Annotated in this window: 13 protein-coding genes; 8 read left to right on the forward strand and 5 right to left on the reverse strand. The window is 59.7% G+C overall.

Annotated elements, in window-relative coordinates:
* Positions 1–2 precede the first annotated feature (2 nt).
* A complete protein-coding gene (locus ACIOYV_RS28380; RefSeq protein WP_401329099.1) occupies positions 3–992 on the reverse strand; it encodes a 2-hydroxyacid dehydrogenase in 990 nt (329 codons plus the stop codon).
* 66 nt (positions 993–1,058) lie between these two features.
* Complete coding sequence (locus ACIOYV_RS28385) at positions 1,059–3,809, reverse strand: response regulator (RefSeq protein ID WP_163912945.1); 2,751 nt, start codon at positions 3,807–3,809, stop codon at positions 1,059–1,061.
* Positions 3,810–4,023: 214 nt separating this feature from the next.
* On the opposite strand from ACIOYV_RS28385, the gene ACIOYV_RS28390 reads away from it, so the two are divergent.
* The 8 genes from ACIOYV_RS28390 to ACIOYV_RS28425 all read left to right on the forward strand — a co-directional run bounded on the left by ACIOYV_RS28390 (position 4,024) and on the right by ACIOYV_RS28425 (position 13,874).
* Positions 4,024–4,746 (forward strand): response regulator transcription factor, encoded by a 723-nt coding sequence (locus tag ACIOYV_RS28390; RefSeq protein ID WP_401329103.1) that lies wholly within the window; start codon positions 4,024–4,026, stop codon positions 4,744–4,746.
* Positions 4,733–6,157, forward strand: a complete 1,425-nt coding sequence (locus tag ACIOYV_RS28395; protein ID WP_401329106.1) for a histidine kinase sensor domain-containing protein — start codon at positions 4,733–4,735, stop codon at positions 6,155–6,157. The genes ACIOYV_RS28390 and ACIOYV_RS28395 overlap by 14 nt, the downstream gene beginning before the upstream one ends.
* A gap of 399 nt (positions 6,158–6,556) precedes the next feature.
* Positions 6,557–7,459: a cysteine synthase CysM gene (gene cysM, locus ACIOYV_RS28400; protein ID WP_054613828.1), complete on the forward strand. Its 903-nt coding sequence runs from the start codon at positions 6,557–6,559 to the stop codon at positions 7,457–7,459.
* Positions 7,459–8,811, forward strand: coding sequence for a 23S rRNA (uracil(1939)-C(5))-methyltransferase RlmD (gene rlmD / locus ACIOYV_RS28405; protein WP_401329110.1), 1,353 nt, complete (start codon positions 7,459–7,461; stop codon positions 8,809–8,811). The genes cysM and rlmD overlap by 1 nt, the downstream gene beginning before the upstream one ends.
* A 125-nt stretch (positions 8,812–8,936) precedes the next feature.
* A complete protein-coding gene (gene relA / locus ACIOYV_RS28410; RefSeq protein WP_054054885.1) occupies positions 8,937–11,180 on the forward strand; it encodes a GTP diphosphokinase in 2,244 nt (747 codons plus the stop codon).
* 107 nt (positions 11,181–11,287) lie between these two features.
* A complete protein-coding gene (mazG, locus tag ACIOYV_RS28415) occupies positions 11,288–12,121 on the forward strand; it encodes a nucleoside triphosphate pyrophosphohydrolase (RefSeq protein ID WP_163912954.1) in 834 nt (277 codons plus the stop codon).
* Positions 12,122–12,149: 28 nt separating this feature from the next.
* On the forward strand, positions 12,150–12,692 hold the full coding sequence (locus ACIOYV_RS28420) for a DUF2058 domain-containing protein (RefSeq protein ID WP_054054889.1): 543 nt from the start codon (positions 12,150–12,152) through the stop codon (positions 12,690–12,692).
* Between the two features lie 231 nt (positions 12,693–12,923).
* Positions 12,924–13,874 carry a hypothetical protein gene (locus ACIOYV_RS28425; protein WP_401329114.1) on the forward strand — a complete coding sequence of 317 codons (951 nt, stop codon included), beginning with the start codon at positions 12,924–12,926 and terminating at the stop codon, positions 13,872–13,874.
* A 57-nt stretch (positions 13,875–13,931) separates the two neighbouring features.
* Here the strand turns inward: ACIOYV_RS28425 and ACIOYV_RS28430 are convergent, their stop codons facing one another.
* The 3 genes from ACIOYV_RS28430 to fabA form a co-directional block, all read right to left on the reverse strand.
* Complete coding sequence (locus ACIOYV_RS28430; RefSeq protein ID WP_054054893.1) at positions 13,932–14,120, reverse strand: hypothetical protein; 189 nt, start codon at positions 14,118–14,120, stop codon at positions 13,932–13,934.
* Positions 14,121–14,499: 379 nt separating this feature from the next.
* Positions 14,500–15,720, reverse strand: a complete 1,221-nt coding sequence (fabB, locus tag ACIOYV_RS28435) for a beta-ketoacyl-ACP synthase I (protein ID WP_401329117.1) — start codon at positions 15,718–15,720, stop codon at positions 14,500–14,502.
* Between the two features lie 11 nt (positions 15,721–15,731).
* The coding region (gene fabA, locus ACIOYV_RS28440; RefSeq protein WP_401329120.1) for a 3-hydroxyacyl-[acyl-carrier-protein] dehydratase FabA at positions 15,732–16,169 on the reverse strand (438 nt) is incomplete at its 5' end.

Raw genomic sequence — 16,169 nt, forward strand, 5'->3', positions numbered from 1 at the left:
GATCAGCCTTCAACCTGATTCTGCGGCGCACCGGTCGCCCACGCTGCAATGTTCTGCAACGTAGTCGCGGCAATCGCGCCCAGGGCTTCGCGGGTCAGGAAGGCCTGGTGCGCGGTGATGATCACGTTGGGGAACGTCAGCAGCCGAGCCAGCACATCGTCTTGCAGCGGCAGGTCCGAACGATCCTCGAAAAACAGCTGCGCCTCCTCTTCATACACATCCAGACCCAGATAGCCCAATTGGCCGTCCTTCAATGCGTCGATCAGCGCCGGAGTGTCGACCAGGCCACCGCGCCCGGTGTTGATCAGCATCGCCCCCGGTTGCATGTGCGCCAGTGACTGACGGTTGATCAGGTGTTTGCTCTGCTCATTCAGCGGGCAATGCAGGCTGATGATCTGCGACTCGGCCAGCAGCTGCGGCAAACTCAAAAAGCGCGCACCGAGGGCTTCGACCTGGGGATTGGGGTAGGGGTCGTAGGCCAATAGCTTGCAGCCAAATCCGTTCATGATTTTTGCGAAGGTCGCGCCGATCTGCCCGGTGCCGACCACTCCGACGGTCTTGCCCACCAGATCGAAACCGGTCAGCCCGTGCAGGCTGAAATCCCCTTCGCGGGTGCGGTTGTAGGCGCGGTGCAGGCGCCGATTAAGTGCCAGGATCAGCGCCACCGCGTGCTCGGCCACGGCGTGGGGCGAGTAGGCCGGCACGCGCACGATGGACAGGCCCAGGCGTTTCGCCGCGATCAGGTCGACATGGTTGTAACCGGCCGAACGCAGGGCAATCAGGCGTGTGCCGCCGGCAGCCAAGTGTTCGAGCACCGGCGCGCTGAGGTCATCATTGATGAAGGCGCACACCACTTCGTGATGCTCGGCAAGTGCCACGGTGTCGAGGCTCAGGCGCGCCGCTTGAAACTGCAACTCGATGTCGGCGGGCAAGTCCGCGGCGAGAAAGCTGTCGCGGTCGTAGGTCTGGCTGCTGAAAAGAATCGTGCGCATCATCCTGTTCTCCTTGAAGAGCCTTTGTATTGTGGCGCTTGGGGCGACGGATGTTATTGCTCTGGGTCAGGCGCTGATACGCGCCTGAGCGGCCAGGCGATTGATCGAGCGCTCCAGTTCTTCAAGGGCCGCCGCGGCTTTCGGGTCTTGTTGCTTGAGCAGGGTTTCACTGCGCTGGCAGGCTGCGCGCAGTTGCGGGACGCCGCAATAACGCGTGGCGCCGTGCAGGCGATGGACCCGCTCGATCAGGGCATTCTGGTCGTTGGCTTCCCGGGCAACGCGAATCGCCTCGCGGTCGGCCTCCAGTGAGGCCAACAGCATCGCCAGCATGTCCGCCGCCAGATCGGCTTTGCCCGCGGCCAGACGCAAACCTTCTTCGTGATCGAGCACCAGCAAATCGCTGCCGCCATGGCTTTCGCTGGAGCGCTCCGGCACCTGATTGCGCAGGGCCAGGCCGGTCCACTTCAACACCACTTGGGCCAGTTGCCGTTCGCTGATGGGTTTGGTCAGGTAATCGTCCATGCCGCTTTGCAACAGCGCACGTTTTTCGTTGGCCATCGCGTGGGCGGTCAGGGCCACGATCGGCAGCGGCGTGCAATGCCGCTCACTTTCCCACTGACGAATCGCTTCGGTGCTTTGACGCCCGTCCATGCCGGGCATTTGCACGTCCATCAGCACCAGATCGAAGGTTTCGTTCTGCACCGCTTTGACGGCGGCGTAACCGCTTTCGACCGCGAGAACCTTGGCGCCCATGTCTTCGAGCAAGGTTTGCACCAGCAACAGGTTGGCCGGGTTGTCGTCGACGCAAAGTACCTTCGGCGCACGGCTCGACACCGGTTCGCCGGGTTCGCTGCGCTGCTGGCGCGGGTTGACCAGATCGGACAAGGCCCGGCGCAATTTGCGCGTGCAGGCCGGTTTGGCTTGCAGCTGACTGTGCGGATTAGGCACCGAGAGATGGAACAGCGTCTGTTCGGTGGTCGGGCACAGCACCAGGACTTTGCAGCCCAGGTGTTCGAGGTCCCAGATGTGCTGGTTGAGGCGCTCCGGTGGCATGTCGTTGCTGGTGATGCCGAGCACCGCCAGATCGATTGCCTGCTCGGTCTGATGCGCACCGGTGACCCCATTGGTCAGGCTTTCCAGGGTGTTGAACGGCGTGACTTCCAGGCCGCAATCTTCCAGTTGATGCTGCAAGGCCTGACGCGCCAGTTCGTGGTTTTCCAGCACCGCCACCCGACGCCCCAGCAACGGTGGGCCGGGCAGGTCCTCGGCATCGTCGCGGGTTTTCGGCAGGCTCAGGCTGATCCAGAATTCCGAACCTTCCCCCGGCGTGCTGTCGACGCCAATCTCGCCGCCCATCTGCTCGATCAATCGCTTGGAAATCACCAGACCCAGACCGGTGCCGCCGGGTTGGCGCGACAGCGAGTTATCGGCCTGGCTGAAGGCCTGGAACAGTGCGCGCACGTCCTGGCTCGACAGACCGATGCCGGTGTCCTGAATGCTGATGCGCAACTGCACGCTGTCTTCGTGCTCTTCTTCGAGCATGGCCCGGGCGACGATAGTGCCTTCGCGGGTGAACTTGATCGCGTTGCTGACCAGGTTGGTCAGGATCTGCTTGAGTCGCAGCGGATCACCGACCAGCGACAACGGCGTGTCGCGATAGACCAGGCTCACCAGTTCCAGCTGTTTGGCGTGGGCGGCTGGGGCGAGGATGGTCAGGGTGTCCTGCAGCAAGTCGCGCAGGTTGAATGGAATGTTGTCGAGCACCAGTTTGCCGGCCTCGATTTTCGAGAAGTCGAGGATCTCGTTGATGATCCCCAGCAGGCTGTCGGCGGATTTTTCGATGGTGCCCAGGTAGTCGAGCTGGCGCGGGGTCAGCTCGCTTTTTTGCAGCAGATGGGTGAAGCCGAGGATGCCGTTGAGCGGCGTGCGGATTTCATGGCTCATGTTGGCCAGGAATTCGGATTTGATCCGGCTCGCTTCCAGGGCTTCCTTGCGTGCCAGGTCCAGCTCGATGTTCTGGATCTCGATGGTTTCGAGGTTCTGGCGCACGTCTTCGGTGGCTTGATCGACGCTGTGTTGCAGTTCTTCCTGAGCATTCTGCAACGTACCGGCCATGCGGTTGATGCCGGACGCCAGCTCATCCAGTTCCTGACTGCCGAGGGGCGGCAGGCGGGTTTCCAGATGACCGTCCTTGAGTTGCGCCACCGCCAGTTTGATCTGGCTGATCGGCCGGTTGATCGTGCGACCCATGCGCAACGCCAGCAGCGCCGCGCCGGCGAGTCCCGCGAAAATCAGCAGCAGGCTGGCGAACAGGCTGCGGTAACCGCGCAGCAGCATGCCGTTGTGGGACAGTTCGATTTCAACCCAGCCGAGCAGGCGGTCGGCTTCATCGGGAATCAGGTCACCGGCCATGTTGCGGTGCTTGCCGAACACCGGCAGCAAGTAGCGAGTCGCGTCATTGCCGCTGCGCCGCAGCATCTGCGAGCTGTTGCCGATCGGCGCCGCGTTGAGCATGGTCGGGCCGGCGTGGGCGAGAGGCGTGCGGTCGGGGGCAAGGAAGGTCACGGCGCGCACGTCGGTCTGTTCCAGCGACTGGGTGGCGATGCGCTCCAGCAGCTCGGTGTTCTTGTGGCCCATGGCCGGGGCCACCAGCGGTGCGAGCTGTTCGGCGATCATTTCGCCGCGCTGCATGAGTTGGGCTTGCAGGTCCGATTGCTGCATCCAGGTGAAATAGCCGCCCAGGACCAACGCCATCAGGCTGGTCGGAAGCAAGGTCAGCAACAGCACGCGGCCTTTAATTCCCAGTTTCTTGAGCACGCATTTCTCCTGCATCCCGCTATTTATTGGACCCGCACGTGCATCCGGCACGCACCACTTGCGCAGTGTAGCGATTTGCTTGCGGGCAATCTTCGTAAATTGATGTCGTCATTCGTCGGCTGGATGGCAGGTTTTGGCTGACGGGCAAACCTTGGGTTGCCCCTGGCGAGGCAATCTTGAATAATCGCCAACTGAGAATTATTTGCAGATAGTCATGACTCCCATCACTGCTGGCCATCCTCGTATCCTGTCTATAGAAGACGACCTCGTGCTCGGTGCTTATGTTCACGAGCACCTGGGGCGTTGCGGCTTTCAGGTGACCTGGTGCCAGAACGGCCAGGAAGGCCTGGCCATCGCCCGTGGGCAAACCTTTGATGTGGTGCTGATGGACATTCTGCTGCCGGGGCTGGACGGGCTGAATGTCCTGACTCAACTGCGCCAGAGCCATGCGACCCCGGTGGTGCTGATGTCGGCGCTGGGTGCCGAGGCGGATCGCATCAGCGGTTTTCGCCTGGGCGCCGACGATTACCTGCCCAAGCCGTTCAGCATGGCCGAGTTGCGGGTGCGCATCGAAGCGATTCTGCGGCGGGTAGCGTTTGATCGGCGGCCAGAGCCTTTCGCGGTGGTGAGCCCGGTGCATAGCCTGTTGTTTGACGATGACCAGTGCGAAGTCTTCTATCGCGAGCAAGCCGCCGGCCTGACCCGCAGCGAGTATCGATTGCTGGAAACCCTCAATCGCAATAACGACGAAGTGCTGAGCAAGGCTTTCCTTTATCAGCAGGTGTTGCAGCGCGGGTACGCGGCCCATGATCGCAGCCTCGACATGCACATCAGTCAAATCCGCCGCAAGCTCAAGGCCATCGGCTACACCGAGCGGGAAGTGCGCACCGTGTGGGGCAAGGGTTACGTCTTGAGTGCCGTCGATGAAATGGTCTGACCTGCCGGGTCGGCATTCGCTGTTCTGGAAACTCGCGTGCCTGTTGGTGGCGTTCTGTCTGCTGATGATCTGGCTGAGCTGGTCCTGGGGCCGCTACATGGAACAGCGCAACCAGTTTCTGTCGGATGACGCCCGAGGCACGCTGACGCGCTACGCCGCCGAGGCCGAGCAAGCATGGAAAGAACGCCAGCGTGCGGGCGTCGATGCCTGGCTGGAAGGTATGAAGCAGCGTGAAACCGGTTGGGTCGGGGTCATCGGTGGCGATCTGCAATCGTTGAGCAGCCGTGCGCTGACGGATCAGGAAATCGAACACCTGACCTTTCTCCGGGGCCTGGACTGGCCGATTCACAAGAAAAATCTGCCGTGGCTACGGGTACCGTTCCCTGGCAATCCCTACGCCGGCAATCTGGTGATCGAACTGCCGCAACGTTTCATGCCCGGGCAATATCGGGTGTTCTGGCGCGTCATCACCAACGGCGTGATTCCCGGTCTCTTCACTTTACTGCTGTGCGTCGGCTTGTACCGCTTGCTGGTAGTGCCGTTGAACAGTCTGCGCGAACAGGCCAATGCCTGGCGCGCCGACCAGTTGAATGTGCGCCTGTCGAGCCACACCACTAATCGTTCGGATGAACTCGGCGAACTCGGCCGGGCTTTCGATCACATGTCCGAGCGCCTGCAAAGCACCGTGGCGCTGCAGCAACAACTTCTGCGCGACCTGTCCCACGAACTGCGCACGCCGTTGAGCCGTCTGCGGGTGGCCAGCGAAAGTGAGCAGGACGTGGTGCAATTGCGCGAGCGCATTGGTCGCGAAGTCGATGGCATGCAGCGTCTGGTGGAAGACACCCTGCAACTGGCCTGGCTCGACACCGAACGCTCGCGACTGCCCGACGAATCGATCCAGATCCAGGCGCTGTGGGACATGCTTACGGAAAACGCCTGCTATGAAAGTGGCTGGCCGGCGAGTCAATTGCACTGCGCCGTGGATTCCTCCTGCTGGGTGCGCGGTCATCTGAATACCTTGGCCCAGGCGCTGGAAAACATCGTACGCAATGCCATTCGGCATTCACCTGACGGCGGAATTGTCAGCCTCGACGGACGGCGTGATGGCGATTACTGGCATCTATGGCTGGAGGACCAGGGCGGCGGGGTGGCTGAAACCGACCTCGAACGGATCTTCTCGCCGTTCATTCGACTCGACGGTTCTCGGCCAGGAGATGGCGGATTCGGATTGGGGTTGAGCATTGCCAGGAATGCGGTGCAGCGTCAGGGTGGGACGTTGTGGGCGGAAAACACCGCGACGGGGCTGCGACTGAATATGCGGTTAGTGGCGGATGTGTGTGGCGCGAGAGACGACGCCTTCGCGAGCAAGCCCGCTCCCACAGTGGACCTGAGCCGCCCACAAATTGTGTGATCACCACCAACCCCTGTGGGAGCGGGCTTGCTCGCGAAGAGGCCTTCCGAGTCGCCACCCTCATTGCAGATGAAATAGTCTCATCACTGATGAGACATTTACCTTGGTCACACATCTCCAGCCAACACTGGAATTGTGGAAGCCACAAAAATCGTGCGACCAACCCCACCCCCCTGTGGGAGCGAGCTTGCTCGCGATGAGGCCTTCCCATCCGCTGAAAAAGTATCAGCACTGCCGACACAATTGCTCTGAACCTATTGTGCTGTTCGAGCGCCGCTTCCAATGGCATCAATAAGCCCCTTATTCCCATAAGCCATAAGCACCACACTTTGCGTGATATGGCCTGTCAACGTTTGCCGGTATGATAGGCGCCCCCGCAGTCTGGATTGCGAATACGCCATGACCTTGCAGTACCCAACCATCGCCGATTGCGTCGGCAACACTCCGCTGGTTCGTTTGCAGCGCCTGCCTGGCGCCACCAGCAACACCCTTTTGCTCAAGCTCGAAGGGAATAACCCGGCGGGTTCGGTCAAGGACCGTCCGGCGCTGTCGATGATTACCCGCGCCGAGTTGCGTGGGCAGATTCACGCCGGCGATACGCTGATTGAAGCGACGTCGGGTAACACCGGGATTGCGCTGGCCATGGCCGCCGCAATCAAGGGTTACAAGATGATCCTGATCATGCCGGACAACTCCAGTGCCGAACGTAAGGCTGCCATGACTGCTTATGGCGCCGAACTGATCCTGGTCACCCAGGAAGAAGGCATGGAAGGCGCCCGCGACCTCGCTCAGCGAATGGAAGCCGAAGGCCGTGGCAAGGTGCTGGATCAGTTCGCCAACGGGGACAATCCGGAAGCGCACTACACCACCACCGGCCCGGAAATCTGGCGTCAGACCGAGGGCACCATCACTCACTTCGTCAGTTCGATGGGCACCACCGGGACCATCATGGGCGTGTCGCGCTACTTGAAAGAGCAGAGCGACAACGTGCAGATCATCGGTCTGCAACCGATGGAAGGCTCGGCGATTCCGGGCATCCGTCGCTGGCCGCAGGAATACCTGCCGAAGATTTACCAGGCCGATCGTGTCGACCGCATCGTCGATATGGCCCAGAGCGAAGCCGAAGACGTGACCCGTCGTCTGGCCCGCGAAGAAGGAATCTTCTGTGGCGTGTCCTCGGGCGGAGCGGTGGCAGCGATGCTGCGCCTGTCCAAAGAAGTTGAAAACGCGGTGATCGTCGCGATCATCTGCGACCGTGGCGACCGTTACTTGTCGACCGGCATTTTCGACGCGCCTAACTGATGGCCAAGCAAGAGAGAGGCCTGCGCTTCCAACCCACGGGCGGCAGCAAGGCCCCACAAATTCCGACCGGCAAAAAGCAGCGCTTGAGCATCGAGCGCCTGGCGAATGACGGTCGCGGCATCGCGTTTTTCGAAGGTCGCACCTGGTTCGTCATCGGCGCATTGGCCGGTGAAGAGATCGAGGCGCGCGTGCTCAATGCCCACGGCAAAGTGGTCGAGGCGCGCACCGAGCGGGTGTTCCAGGCCAGCGAACTGCGTCGCCCGGCACCGTGCCCGCACGCTGGTCGCTGTGGCGGCTGCAGCGTGCAACATCTGCCACACAACGAACAACTCGCCCTGAAACAGCGCATGCTCGCCGAGCAATTGTCCAAGGTCGCCGGTGTCGAACCGCAAGAGTGGGCAGCGCCGTTGAGCGGTCCGGAATTCGGTTACCGCCGTCGCGCCCGGGTGGCGGTGCGCTGGGACATGAAAGCGAAAAAACTCGAAGTCGGTTTCCGCGCGGCGGGCAGTCAGGACATCGTCGCAATCACTGAATGCACGGTGCTGGTACAGCCCTTGCAACCGATCATGACCCGCTTGCCGGAAATGCTCCGTCGTTTGAGCAAACCTCAAGCACTCGGGCATGTGGAATTGTTCAGTGGCTCGTCGCTCGCAGTATTGCTGCGGCACATGGCGCCGTTGTCCGAGGCTGACCTGACGATCCTCAAGGATTTCTGTGCATTCCATGAAGCCCAGTTGTGGCTGCATGGCGACGGCGAACCGCAACCGGTCGAGGCTGATCAGGCACTGGGTTATCGCCTGGAACAGTGGGGCCTGGACCTGGCGTATCGGCCGGGGGATTTCATCCAGGTCAACGCCGGGGTCAACGAAGCGATGGTCGCCCAGGCGCTGGAATGGCTCAAACCGCAAGCGGATGAACGCGTGCTGGATCTGTTCTGCGGCTTGGGCAACTTTGCCTTGCCGCTGGCTAAAGCGGTTCGCGAAGTGGTGGCGGTGGAAGGTGTGCAGGCAATGGTCGAGCGGGCGGCTGCGAATGCTGCTAGCAACAATCTGCATAACACTAAGTTTTTTCAGGCCGATTTATCCCAGCCTTTGACCGAAGCCGAATGGGCGCGCGAAGGCTTTTGTGCGGTACTCTTGGACCCACCACGGGACGGTGCTTTCGAGGTGGTGCGCAAGCTGGCATCCCTGGGCGCCAAACGGTTGGTGTATGTGTCGTGCAATCCGGCAACTCTGGCGCGCGATACAGTCGAATTGATCAAGCAGGGCTACCGGTTAAAACGTGCCGGGATTCTCGATATGTTTCCTCAGACGGCACATGTCGAGGCCATGGCGTTATTTGAAGCGAGCTAGGATGGCTCGTCTGGTCCGACTGGCCGCCCGTGCAGCCGCCGCGCACCAGCCCGGCGCGGGCTCACGGGCATTGAAGGTCAGCGATTTGACGCATTGAATCTGCGTCGTAGGGAAGGTAAAGCAAGATGGTACAGGTGAGAGCACACCAGCCGATCAACACCGACGGCAGTATCAATCTCGAGGCTTGGCTCGATCACGCGGTCACTGTCGATCAGGCACTGGATCGCGAAGCCTTGAAGGAAGCCTGCGAGTTCGCTCGACAGGCCGAACAACAAGCCAATGCGGCGAAGAATCTCTGGTCCGAAGGGACCTCGAGTTTCCGCACGGGCCTTGAGATCGCCGAGATTCTCGCCGACCTCAAACTCGATCAGGATTCGTTGGTAGCCGCGATCCTGTATCGCGGCGTGCGCGAAGGTCAGATCGAATTGCCGTCGATCAGCCAGCGCTTCGGTCCGGTGGTCGCCAAACTCATCGACGGCGTGTTGCGCATGGCGGCGATCAGTGCCAGCCTGAGCCCCCGTCAATCCCTGGTGCTCGGCACTCAGGGCCAGGTGGAAAACCTGCGCAAGATGCTGGTGGCCATGGTCGACGACGTACGCGTCGCGCTGATCAAACTGGCCGAACGCACCTGCGCGATCCGTGCGGTGAAAACCGCTGACGACGAAAAGCGCAACCGCGTCGCCCGTGAAGTCTTCGACATCTACGCGCCGCTGGCTCACCGTCTCGGTATCGGTCATATCAAGTGGGAACTGGAAGACTTGTCCTTCCGTTACCTTGAGCCTGACCAATACAAGCAGATTGCCAAGTTGCTGCACGAACGGCGTCTGGATCGCGAGCGTTTCATCGCCGACGTGATGAGCCAACTGAAGAACGAACTGACCGCCACCGGCGTCGATGCCGACATCAGCGGTCGGGCCAAACACATCTATTCGATCTGGCGCAAAATGCAGCGCAAGGGTCTGGAGTTCAGCCAGATCTACGACGTGCGCGCCGTTCGCGTGCTGGTGCCGGAAATGCGCGACTGCTACACCGCGCTCGGCATCGTCCACACCTTGTGGCGACACATCCCGAAAGAATTCGACGACTACATCGCCAACCCGAAAGAGAACGGCTACCGCTCGCTGCACACCGCAGTAATCGGCCCGGAAGGCAAAGTGCTGGAGGTGCAGATCCGCACCCACGCCATGCACGAAGAAGCCGAACTGGGGGTTTGCGCGCACTGGCGCTACAAGGGCACCGACGTCAAGGCCGGGTCCAACCAGTACGAAGAGAAAATTTCCTGGCTGCGTCAGGTGCTCGAGTGGCACGAAGAACTCGGCGACATCGGTGGCTTGGCGGATCAGTTGCGGGTCGATATCGAGCCGGACCGGGTCTACATCTTCACCCCGGACGGTCACGCCATCGACTTGCCGAAAGGCTCGACGCCGCTCGACTTCGCCTACCGCGTGCACACCGAGATCGGTCACAACTGCCGTGGCGCCAAGATCAACGGGCGCATCGTGCCGCTCAACTACAGCCTGCAAACCGGTGAGCAAGTCGAGATCATCACCAGCAAGCACGGCACACCGAGCCGCGACTGGCTGAACTCGAACCTGGGTTACGTCACCACCTCGCGAGCGCGGGCGAAGATCGTTCACTGGTTCAAATTGCAGGCGCGGGACCAGAACGTCGCGGCGGGCAAAACCTTGCTCGAACGCGAACTGGCTCGTCTCGGTTTGCCAGCGGTGGATTTCGACAAGTTGGCCGAAAAAGCCAATATGAAAACCGCCGAGGACATGTTTGCCGCCCTCGGTGCCGGCGATTTGCGCCTGGCGCAATTGGTCAACCTGGCGCAGCAACTGGTCGAGCCGGAACGCGGCAACGAACAGCTGGAATTGATCCCGCGCAAAGCCACCGGCTACAAGCCAGGCAAGCGCGGCGATATCCAGATCCAGGGCGTCGGCAACCTGATGACCCAGATGGCCGGCTGCTGCCAGCCACTGCCAGGGGACGCTATCGTCGGTTACATCACCCAGGGTCGCGGTGTGAGCATTCACCGCCAGGACTGCGCCTCGGTGCTGCAACTGGGCGGGCGCGAGCCGGAGCGGATCATCCAGGTCAGCTGGGGCCCGGTGCCGGTGCTCACCTACCCGGTGGACATCATCATCCGTGCCTACGACCGTTCCGGTCTGCTGCGTGATGTTTCGCAAGTGCTGCTCAACGAGCGGATCAACGTGCTGGCGGTCAACACCCGCTCGAACAAAGAGGACAACACTGCGTTGATGTCCCTGACCATCGAGATCCCGGGGCTGGACGCGTTGGGTCGGTTGCTGGGGCGGATTTCCCAGTTGCCGAACATCATCGAAACCCGGCGTAACCGTACGCCGTGATGCGGCCCCCTGTAGGAGCGAGGCTTGCCCGCGAAGGCGTCATACATGACACGCCGCCTTCGCGGGCAAGCCTCGCTCCTACAGAGGTGGGCAGAGACTTATAAAACATGTATTCACTCGAAGACTTATTGCACCTGATGAACCGCCTGCGCGACCCGCAGTTCGGCTGCCCGTGGGACATCAGGCAAACCTACGCCACGATCGTCCCACACACCCTGGAAGAAGCTTACGAAGTCGCCGACGCCATCGAGCGCGGTGACTTCGATCACTTGCAGGGCGAGTTGGGCGACTTGCTGTTCCAGGTGGTTTATTACAGCCAACTGGCCAAGGAAGAAGGGCGTTTCGAATTCGCCGGGGTCATCGACAGCATCACCCGCAAACTGATTCGGCGTCATCCTCACGTGTTCCCCACCGGCGATCTGTACGCGCCGCTGGACGTCCCGCGTCTGAATGAAGAACAGGTCAAGCAGCGTTGGGAAGAGATCAAGGCTGAAGAACGCGCCGAGAAATCTTCCGCGCCTGAGCAACTGTCCTTGCTTGATGACGTACCCGCCGCGCTGCCGGCATTGTCCCGTTCGGCGAAGTTGCAGAAGCGCGCCGGGCAGGTCGGTTTCGACTGGCCGGATGCGTTGCCGGTGCTGGACAAAGTCCGCGAAGAGCTCGATGAAGTGCTCGAAGCCATGGCCGACAACGACGCGGCAGCGATTGCCGACGAGGTCGGTGACCTGCTGTTTTCCGTGGTCAATCTGGCGCGTCATCTGAAGGTTGATCCGGAAACCGCCTTGCGCGGCGCCAACAGTAAATTCGAAAGACGCTTCCGTTTTATCGAACAGGCATTGCGCGACACCCACCGTCCCATAGAAGATTGCACCCTCGAAGAGTTGGACGCCCTGTGGGGCGAAGCCAAACGTCAGGAAAAGAATTTGCCCAGCTGCGGTTGAGCAGTTGCCTAAGTGAGAAATAAGCACCATGAGCATTTCCCTTCGCGACCAGTTGCTCAAAGCAGGGCTGGTCAACCAAAAGCAGGCCAAACAGGTCGGCAAAGAGAAGCAGAAGCAGCAACGCCTGGTCCATAAAGGCCAGATCGAACAGGACGACACTCAGCAGCGCCTGGCCCAGGAAGCACTGGCCGAGAAGGTCAAGCGTGACCAGGAGCTGAATCGCCTGCAGCAGGAGAAGGTCGAGGCCAAGGCCCGCGCCGCCCAGATCAAGCAATTGATCGAAGTCTCGCGCCTGCCCAAATTGACCACTGAGGACTACTACAACTTCGTGGACGACAAGAAGGTTAAGCGCATCTCCGTCAACACCCTGATGCGCAACCAGCTCAGCAACGGCTTCCTGGCGATCGTGCACCACGCCGGCGGTTACGAAGTGATCCCGCGCGAGGCTGCCCTGAAGATTCAGGAGCGTGATCCACAGCGCATCGTGCAGTTGAACGTCAAGAAAGAAGAAGTTGCTGCCGAGGACGATCCGTACGCGGCCTATCAGATTCCTGATGATCTGATGTGGTAGTTGCAGAAGTGTAGTTGTTGGTAACTACACATTCGCTAGTACTTCAGCTTGTAAAACAACTTGAGCCCGAAAGAGTGGTTGGATACGCTCTTTCGGGTTCTTCTTTATGGGCGTATTAAATATTAAAGGAAATGTTCGGTTCGGGTTTTTGTTCCGGTGTCTGTTATTTCATCCTGTATTCAATGGTTCATCAAGAGGAGGTTCGTTAATTAATTACACTTGAGGTTTTTGATGTTAGTTACTATCGCTTCTTTGCAACAACCTACCTTTCATTCCGAGTTCTCCTTGCCGCGCAAGCCAGGCCAATCCATGACGGAGTATGTGAGCCAGGAACTCTACAGAAGGATGCAGTATGTCAGCGGCAAACTCGAAGTGGCCGCGAAGGCCGCCATTGATCAGCGCCCGGACAGTGAGTGCCTGTTCTTCACCTTGCCCGAGTTCTTCTGGAACGTGCCATGGAGTAGCGCACTGCATGAAGATGATCTATTGGAGCACGGCATGGCGTGCATGGACAGAATGTCTGAAAGCATGGAAGTACTGATGAATAGGCTGCCGGTAGACCGATACGGCAAAGTGGTATTGCTGGCAGGCACTTGTGCCACTTTGATCAAAGTAGGAGAGGGGCCGGCCGCTTACTTTGATGTAATCAACTATGTGCTGACCACCAGCAACTTCAAGGTTCTCAACAACGGCTCGCCGGAAATATCGATGTGGCCAAAACGTTATGTGTCCGGTATTGATTTTGGCAAGTACGTTGATAGTGTGGACGGTTATTGGTTCTTCAAACTTTCAGATAACGTGACGATCAAGGTCAAGGGTGTCAGCTCTACCGTGGCTGAACATAACTCTGCAGACGGTTACGGTGCGGTCTTTTCCAATACGTTAATTGCGCAATGTCCGTTCAGCATCAACGTGTGCCTGGACTATGCAGTTCTGGAAAATGGTCAGCGGGATGAGGAGTTGGAGAAGATCGATTCGAAAATTGATTTCCTGATTGCCTGTGGAATGCCTTTCGAAGATGGCAAGCGTTATCCGGACAGTGTCCGCTTTGCGGTCAGGAACGACGGCATGGACGCGGGCAGTTGTCAGTTCGCAGAAGTGAAGGCCGGCAGGATTACGCGCCTGGTGCCTTCTGTGGTTGTCGAGGAGACACTTCATTTTGCGACCCTGGACCTGAGCTGATCAAAAGTCGCCTGCCCCGGCAAGAGGCCGGGCAGGCGCCTCATCCGTCATGCCGGTTCAGCCGGCCGACGCTTCGCGTTTCTGTTCCAGTGTTTCCAGTTCGGCCTTGTAGCTGTGGGCGTCATTCTCGGAATGAAACATCCCCACCAGCATGTCTTGTTGATGTACGTCCCAGATGCGGATACCGGCGGCGATGCCTTCGTGGGATTTATGTGAATCGTCGCGTTCAGTTACTTTTACAGTCATCTGCTAGCTCCAATCTCTGTTATCTGCAGCAAGGCGTGTGCAGGACTCTGTTATATGTTTGGTTAGGTTGCTAAGTAAATGCTTTCGTTCGGTAACGAATATTTGCGAAATCTGCAAAAGTCCTGCAGCCCGCCAAACACGCGACATTCGGTCGCAGGCCGCTGAGTTTTATGACAAAAGTTTCATGTTCGCATTGAAGAAAACCGCTGCTTGAACACGCTACCTGTAGGAGCCAGGCTTGCCGGCGAAGGCATCCTTGAGTGCGCCTTCGCCGGCAAGCCTGGCTCCTACAAAAAGCAACGCAGTACACTTTTCCCAGGCACAAAAAAAACGCCCCGAACCAGTCGGGGCGTTTTTGTGTGCAGCTAGCGGTGGGGTATTACTTACCCGCCCAGCGCTTCAGTACCAGCGTGGCGTTGGTGCCGCCGAAGCCGAAGCTGTTGCTCATCACGGTGTTGATGGTGGCGTCTTCGCGAGTCTTGGTCAGGATCGGCATGTCAGCCACTTCCGGGTCCAGTTCGTCGATGTTGGCGGAACCCGCCATGAAGTTGCCTTCCATCATCAACATGCAGTAGATCGCTTCGTGAACGCCGGCGGCGCCCAGGGAGTGACCCGACAGGCTCTTGGTAGAGCTGATGGCCGGAGCGTTGGCGCCGAACACTTCACGCACACCTTTCATTTCCGCGACGTCGCCGACCGGAGTCGAGGTGCCGTGGGTGTTCAGGTAGTCGATCGGGGTATCAACGGTGGACATGGCCATCTGCATGCAGCGGATGGCACCTTCGCCGCTTGGGGCGACCATGTCGTAGCCGTCGGACGTTGCGCCGTAGCCAACGATTTCCGCGTAGATCTTCGCGCCACGGGCCAGAGCGTGTTCCAGCTCTTCGACCACGACCATACCGCCACCGCCGGCGATGACGAAACCGTCACGCTTGGCGTCGTAGGCACGGGAAGCTTTTTCCGGGGTTTCGTTGTACTGGCTGGACAGTGCGCCCATTGCGTCGAACAGGAACGATTGGCTCCAATGCTCTTCTTCACCACCACCAGCGAACACGATGTCCTGCTTGCCCATCTGGATCTGTTCCATGGCGGTACCGATGCAGTGAGCACTGGTGGCGCAGGCAGAAGCGATGGAGTAGTTCAGGCCCTTGATCTTGAACGGCGTGGCCAGGCAAGCGGAAACGGTGCTGCTCATGGTCCGTGTTACACGGTATGGGCCGACGCGCTTCACGCCTTTCTCGCGCAGGATGTCCAGCGCTTCCATCTGGTTCAGCGTGGAGGCGCCACCGGAACCGGCGATCAGGCCGGTACGCGGGTTGGAGACTTGCTCATCGGTCAGACCGGAGTCAGTGATGGCGTCTTTCATGGCCAGGTAGGCGTAAGCCGCCGCGTGGCCGACGAAGCGATAGATCTTGCGATCGATCAGCTCTTCGAGGGGAAGGTCAATGGAGCCGGAAACCTGGCTACGCAGACCCATTTCGGCATATTCCGGGTTGAACCGGATGCCAGGGAGGCTTGCACGCAGGTTAGCGGAGACGGTCTCTATGTCATTGCCCAGGCACGAAACGATGCCCAGACCAGTGATAACGACGCGGCGCATGCGGATAACCCTTAGAAGTTTTCAGTGGAGGTGAACACGCCGACCCGGAGGCCTTCGGCGGTGTAGATTTCGCGGCCGTCGACACTGACCGAACCATCGGCGATAGCGAGGTTCAGCTTGCCTTTGAGGACGCGCTTGATCTGAATGTTATACGTAACTTTCTTGGCGGTCGGCAGGACCTGACCAAAGAACTTCACTTCACCCGAACCCAGTGCGCGACCACGGCCCGGCAGACCTTGCCAGCCGAGGAAGAAGCCGACCAGTTGCCACATGGCATCGAGGCCCAGGCAGCCCGGCATCACCGGATCACCTTCGAAGTGACAGGCGAAAAACCACAGGTCCGGAGTGATATCCAGCTCTGCGACCAATTCACCTTTGCCGTACTTGCCACCCTCTTCACTGATATGGGTGATGCGATCCACCATCAGCATGTTCGGGGCGGGCAGTTG

It is taken from the genome of Pseudomonas sp. NPDC087342, from assembly GCF_044744265.1.
GTDB lineage: Bacteria > Pseudomonadota > Gammaproteobacteria > Pseudomonadales > Pseudomonadaceae > Aquipseudomonas > Aquipseudomonas nunensis.

Excerpts from the sequence above, each read along its gene's own strand:
- ACIOYV_RS28430 (WP_054054893.1), bottom strand. The coding sequence starts at position 14,120 with ATGACTGTAAAAGTAACTGAACGCGACGATTCACATAAATCCCACGAA.
- ACIOYV_RS28395 (WP_401329106.1), top strand. The coding sequence starts at position 4,733 with ATGAAATGGTCTGACCTGCCGGGTCGGCATTCGCTGTTCTGGAAACTC.
- ACIOYV_RS28425 (WP_401329114.1), top strand. The coding sequence starts at position 12,924 with ATGTTAGTTACTATCGCTTCTTTGCAACAACCTACCTTTCATTCCGAG.
- rlmD (WP_401329110.1), top strand. The coding sequence starts at position 7,459 with ATGGCCAAGCAAGAGAGAGGCCTGCGCTTCCAACCCACGGGCGGCAGC.
- ACIOYV_RS28390 (WP_401329103.1), top strand. The coding sequence starts at position 4,024 with ATGACTCCCATCACTGCTGGCCATCCTCGTATCCTGTCTATAGAAGAC.
- mazG (WP_163912954.1), top strand. The coding sequence starts at position 11,288 with ATGTATTCACTCGAAGACTTATTGCACCTGATGAACCGCCTGCGCGAC.
- relA (WP_054054885.1), top strand. The coding sequence starts at position 8,937 with ATGGTACAGGTGAGAGCACACCAGCCGATCAACACCGACGGCAGTATC.
- ACIOYV_RS28380 (WP_401329099.1), bottom strand. The coding sequence starts at position 992 with ATGCGCACGATTCTTTTCAGCAGCCAGACCTACGACCGCGACAGCTTT.
- cysM (WP_054613828.1), top strand. The coding sequence starts at position 6,557 with ATGACCTTGCAGTACCCAACCATCGCCGATTGCGTCGGCAACACTCCG.
- ACIOYV_RS28420 (WP_054054889.1), top strand. The coding sequence starts at position 12,150 with ATGAGCATTTCCCTTCGCGACCAGTTGCTCAAAGCAGGGCTGGTCAAC.
- fabB (WP_401329117.1), bottom strand. The coding sequence starts at position 15,720 with ATGCGCCGCGTCGTTATCACTGGTCTGGGCATCGTTTCGTGCCTGGGC.